The following is a 4,489-nucleotide window of genomic DNA, read 5'->3' on the forward strand; positions in this document are numbered from 1 at the left end:
GCAAACGTCCGCGTGGGCGGGGGCCGCCCACCCTACGGCCCGARGCAGAATGCCGGTTCAGATGCCGCCCCAACCGGCCGCCAGGATCGCCAGCGCGGCCAACCCCGCCGTCTCCGTGCGCAGCACGCGCGGCCCCATCGACAGCGCCAGCGCGCCGGCGGCCCGCGCCGCATCTTCTTCCTGCTCCGTGAAGCCGCCTTCCGGGCCGACGAGCAGGGTGACGTYCCGCGCCGGCGTCTGTCGTGTCCACGCGGCGAGCGATGCGTCCGCGCGCGGCGAGAGCAGGATGCGCGTGCCGGCGTCCGGCGTGGCGAGCCAGCGGTTGGCGTCCTGCACGGGCGCGACGTCGGCCAGCCGGTTGCGCCCGCACTGCTCCGACGCGCTGACGACGACGGACTGCCAGTGCGCCAGGCGCTTGTCGGCGCGCTCGCCGCTCAATCGCACCACGGAGCGCTGCGCCGCCAGTGGCTGGATCGCGGCCGCACCCAGTTCGACGGCCTTTTCGACGATCCAGTCCATCTTGCTGCCCTCCGGGAGACCCTGCGCCAGGGTCACGCGGAAGGGCAGTTCCACGTCGATGGCTTCATGCGCGAGGATTTCGGCGCTGGCGCGGCGCTTGCCGATCTCGACCAGGCGCGCGCGCACCTGGCCTCCGTCGCCGTTGAACAACACCAGTTCGTCGCCGCTCTGCTGGCGCACGACGTGCAGGTGGTGGGCGACGGCGTCCGGCAGGTCGACGATGCCGCCGGGGACGAGCGGCTGGGGGCAATGAAAACGTGGCATGGATGGCAAGGGGAACCGTAAAGTAGCCGGCATTTTAAAGCGAGCCTGTCATGCTCTGGTAAAATATCCGGTTAAGGCCCGCTGTACCGCCACCGCTTTCCAATCCTCAGACCTTCACATTCATGAAATCTCTGCAAACCACCACCCTGATGGCCAACGCAATTCGTGCGCTGGCGATGGACGCCGTCCAGAAGGCGAATTCCGGCCACCCCGGCATGCCCATGGGCATGGCCGAGATCGCCGTAGCGCTGTGGGATGGTCACTATCGCCACAATCCGGCCAATCCGGGCTGGATGAACCGCGACCGCTTCCTGCTGTCGAACGGTCACGGCTCGATGCTGCACTACGCGCTGCTGCACCTGTCGGGTTACGACCTGTCGATGGACGACATCCGCAACTTCCGCCAGATGCACAGCAAGACCCCGGGCCACCCGGAAGTTGGCATCACCCCGGGCGTGGAAACGACCACCGGCCCGCTGGGCCAGGGCATCGCCAACGCCGTCGGCATGGCGCTCGCGGAGTGGCTGCTTGCAAAGGAATTCAACCGTCCGGGCTTCGACATCGTTGACCACTATACGTACGCATTCGTCGGTGACGGCTGCCTGATGGAAGGCATCTCGCACGAAGTCGCGTCGCTGGCCGGCACGCTGCGCCTGAACAAGATGATCTGGCTGTACGACGACAATGGCATCTCGATCGACGGCAAGGTGGAAGGCTGGTTCACGGACGACACGCCGAAGCGCTTCGAAGCCTATGGCTGGAACGTGATCCCGGGCGTGGACGGCCACGACGTCGCCGCGGTCGACGCGGCCATCGCGAAGGCGAAGCAGTCGGACCGTCCGACGCTGATCTGCTGCAAGACCATCATCGGCAAAGGCTCGCCGAACCTGCAGGGCGGCGACAAGGTGCACGGCGCCGCGCTGGGCGAGAAGGAAGTCGCCGCGGTGCGCGAACACCTGATCTGGGACGCCATCCCGTTCGACATCCCGGCCAACATCTACGAAGCATGGGACCAGAAGCAGAAGGGCGCCGCCGTCGAAGGCGCATGGAACGAGCTGTTCGCCGGCTACCGCGCGCAATACCCGGAACTGGCCGCCGAATTCGAGCGCCGCATGAAGGGTGACCTGCCGGGCAAGTTCGAAGAGACGCTGGCTGCCGCCATCGCCGCGACCGTCGACAAGAAGGAAACCATCGCCACCCGCAAGGCGAGCCAGAACGCGATCCAGGCGCTGGCCCCGGTGCTGCCGGAATTCCTGGGCGGCTCGGCCGACCTGACCGGCTCGAACCTGACCAACTGGAAGGAATCGGTGGCCCTCCGTTCGGGCACCCCGGGCAACCATATCAACTACGGCGTCCGCGAATTCGGCATGTCGGCGATCATGAACGGCATCGCCCTGCACGGCGGTTTCATCCCGTTCGGCGCCACGTTCCTGACGTTCTCGGACTACAGCCGCAACGCGCTGCGCATGGCCGCGCTGATGAAGATCCGTTCGCTGTTCGTGTTCACGCACGACTCGATCGGCCTGGGCGAAGACGGCCCGACGCACCAGTCGGTGGAACACGTCTCGTCGCTGCGCCTGATCCCGAACCTGGACAACTGGCGTCCGTGCGACACGACGGAATCGACCGTCGCCTGGGGCGAAGCCGTCAGGCGCAAGGACGGTCCGTCCACGCTGATCTTCTCGCGCCAGAACCTGCCGTTCATGGAACGCGACGCGGCGACCGTCGCCAATATCGCGAAGGGCGGCTACGTGCTGCGTGACGCGCAAAACCCGGCCGCCGTGCTGATCGCGACGGGTTCGGAAGTGGAACTGGCGGTGAAAGCCGCCGAAACCCTGGCTGGCCAGGGACTCCAGGTGCGTGTGGTGTCGATGCCGTCGACCGACGTGTTCGAGCGCCAGGACGCGGCCTACAAGGCTGCCGTGCTGGGCCGCGGCATCCCGCGCGTGGCCATCGAGGCCGGTGTGACGGACTTCTGGTACAAGTACGTCGGCCTGGAAGGTGCCGTGGTGGGCATCGACACCTTCGGCGAATCGGCTCCGGCCCCGGTGCTGTTCAAGCACTTCGGCTTCACGGTCGAGAACGTGATCGCCAAGGTCAAATCGGTGCTCGCCGCCTGATGGATTGCGCCCGCTGCCGGGACACGGAGACTGTCCTTGCGGCGGGTTTCACGCTATGCTTCGGTGTTAGCATTTTTTTAATCAGGAGTGAATAAATGACGATCAAAGTAGCAATCAACGGTTATGGCCGTATCGGCCGCAACGTGCTGCGCGCTTTCTACGAAGGCGGCAAGAAGCAGGACATCCAGATCGTGGCGCTGAACGACCTCGGTAATGCCGAACACAACGCCCATCTGACCCGTTACGACACCACGCACGGCAAGTTCCCGGGCACCGTCGAAGTCGATGGCGACTCCATGATCGTCAACGGCGACCGCATCCGCGTGTACGCGCAGCGCAACCCGGCCGAACTGCCGTGGGGCGAACTGGGCGTGGACGTCGTGCTGGAATGCACCGGCTTCTTCACCACCAAGGAAAAGGCTTCGGCCCACCTGAAGGGCGGCGCCAAGAAAGTCATCATCTCGGCGCCGGGCGGCAAGGACGTCGACGCCACCATCGTGTTCGGCGTCAACCAGGACGTGCTGAAGTCGACCGACACCGTGATCTCGAACGCCTCGTGCACCACCAACTGCCTGGCCCCGCTGGTCAAGCCGCTGAACGATGCCATCGGCCTGGAAAACGGCCTGATGACCACCGTGCACGCCTACACCAACGACCAGGTGCTGACCGACGTGATGCACGAAGACCTGCGCCGTGCCCGCTCGGCCACGCAGTCGATGATCCCGACCAAGACCGGCGCCGCAGCCGCCGTCGGCCTCGTGCTGCCGGAACTGAACGGCAAGCTGGACGGCTACGCGATCCGCGTGCCGACCATCAACGTGTCGATCGTCGACCTGTCGTTCATCGCCAAGCGCGACACGACCGTGGATGAAGTCAATGCCCTGTTGAAAGCCGCGGCCGACAGCGGTCCGCTGAAAGGCATCCTGACCTACAACACGGCGCCGCTGGTCTCCGTGGACTACAACCACAACCCGGCCTCGTCGAACTTCGACGCCACCCTGACCAAGGTGTCGGGCCGCCTGGTGAAAGTGTCGTCCTGGTACGACAACGAGTGGGGCTTCAGCAACCGCATGCTGGACACCACCGTTGCGCTGATGAACGCCAAGTAATCGGCAACGCGACGGTGGGTGCCCTGCGCCTGCCGTCGCTTTTTTGTGACTTCCGTTGTTTTTAATATATACAAAACTGTTTGTCTGGCAATAGACTGCTTGAAAGCAGCGGGCAAGCCGGCACCCTGGACGTGAGGAAGAGAGACATGCGAACGGCCTATAAACGCATCGTGATCGTCGGTGGCGGGACTGCTGGCTGGATGACCGCAACGGCGGTGAAAGCTGCACTGCCTGGCAGCACGGTGGAACTGGTTGAGTCGGACGACATCGGCATCGTCGGCGTCGGAGAGGMGACCTTGCCGTCGATCCGCGATTATCTCGCGCAGGTCGGCATCGACGAGATCGAATTCCTGCGCGCCACCAATGGCACGTTCAAGCTAGGCGCCCAGTTCCGCGATTGGCGCGCCAAGGGCCAGGATTATTACCATACGTTCGGTAATTTTGCCGAACTGACCGGTCCCACCTGCCTGTGGGGCC

4 protein-coding genes are annotated in these 4,489 nt (G+C 64.9%); 3 read left to right on the forward strand and 1 reads right to left on the reverse strand.

Going from position 1 to position 4,489, the window contains the following annotated elements:
- Positions 1-57 precede the first annotated feature (57 nt).
- Positions 58-783: a 16S rRNA (uracil(1498)-N(3))-methyltransferase gene (locus AC1DYX_RS28125; protein WP_477265056.1), complete on the reverse strand. Its 726-nt coding sequence runs from the start codon at positions 781-783 to the stop codon at positions 58-60.
- Positions 784-905: 122 nt separating this feature from the next.
- Here AC1DYX_RS28125 and tkt point away from each other — a divergent pair, with 122 nt between their 5' ends.
- The 3 genes from tkt to AC1DYX_RS28140 all read left to right on the forward strand — a co-directional run.
- On the forward strand, positions 906-2,903 hold the full coding sequence (tkt, locus tag AC1DYX_RS28130; protein WP_477265058.1) for a transketolase: 1,998 nt from the start codon (positions 906-908) through the stop codon (positions 2,901-2,903).
- Positions 2,904-2,998: 95 nt separating this feature from the next.
- Positions 2,999-4,012: a type I glyceraldehyde-3-phosphate dehydrogenase gene (gap, locus tag AC1DYX_RS28135; RefSeq protein WP_477265060.1), complete on the forward strand. Its 1,014-nt coding sequence runs from the start codon at positions 2,999-3,001 to the stop codon at positions 4,010-4,012.
- 146 nt (positions 4,013-4,158) lie between these two features.
- The coding region (locus AC1DYX_RS28140; RefSeq protein WP_477265062.1) for a tryptophan 7-halogenase at positions 4,159-4,489 on the forward strand (331 nt) is incomplete at its 3' end.

The sequence above is a fragment of the Massilia sp. P2_C2 genome (genome assembly GCF_056404615.1).

Excerpts from the sequence above, each read along its gene's own strand:
- tkt (WP_477265058.1), top strand. The coding sequence starts at position 906 with ATGAAATCTCTGCAAACCACCACCCTGATGGCCAACGCAATTCGTGCG.
- gap (WP_477265060.1), top strand. The coding sequence starts at position 2,999 with ATGACGATCAAAGTAGCAATCAACGGTTATGGCCGTATCGGCCGCAAC.